1 protein-coding gene is annotated in these 506 nt (G+C 71.3%); it reads right to left on the bottom strand.

What is annotated here, in order from left to right:
* A partial coding sequence (locus tag C7C45_RS32595) for a nucleotidyl transferase AbiEii/AbiGii toxin family protein (RefSeq protein WP_110568726.1) occupies positions 1-506 on the bottom strand: 506 nt, incomplete at both ends.

The raw sequence follows: 506 nt of genomic DNA, 5'->3' as shown, positions 1-506 counted from the left end.
CGGCCCGCACGTCCGCCGGATCCAGCACGGGGTCGACCTGCCGTGCCAGCACCAACAGTTCGGTCACGTCGTAATGCTCCAGAGCCGCCGCCACGTCGATGAAGTCGCGGACCTCCCGCCGGTTGACCAACGCCGCGATCTTGTTGGCCACCAGGTCACGGACGTCCATCACCGGGCCCAGGTCCATCACCACCGGACTCTGCTGGCGGTCCAGTCGGGCGAGGCTGAGCCGGATCTGCCGCCCGTCGCGGCTCACCACGAAGTCCTTCATGTCCTGCTCGTACCCGTCGAACAGCTCGTGCAGCTCACTGTCCGGGTCGGCGTCGGTGACGATGAACCCGGCCCGTTCCAGGGCCACCCGTACCCCGGCGGACGCTGCCGCGGCGGCGCCCTCCACGTCTGCGAACAGGTCGACGTCCTCCGTCGGGCGGGCGACCAGCCCGTGCGCCGCCCAGGCCACCCCGCCACCCAACACGAACCGGTACGGCCCGGCGGCGGTCAGCGCC

The organism is Micromonospora arborensis (assembly GCF_003205615.1).
Lineage (GTDB): Bacteria > Actinomycetota > Actinomycetes > Mycobacteriales > Micromonosporaceae > Micromonospora > Micromonospora arborensis.
This window is presented reverse-complemented; position numbering and strand designations above follow the sequence as displayed.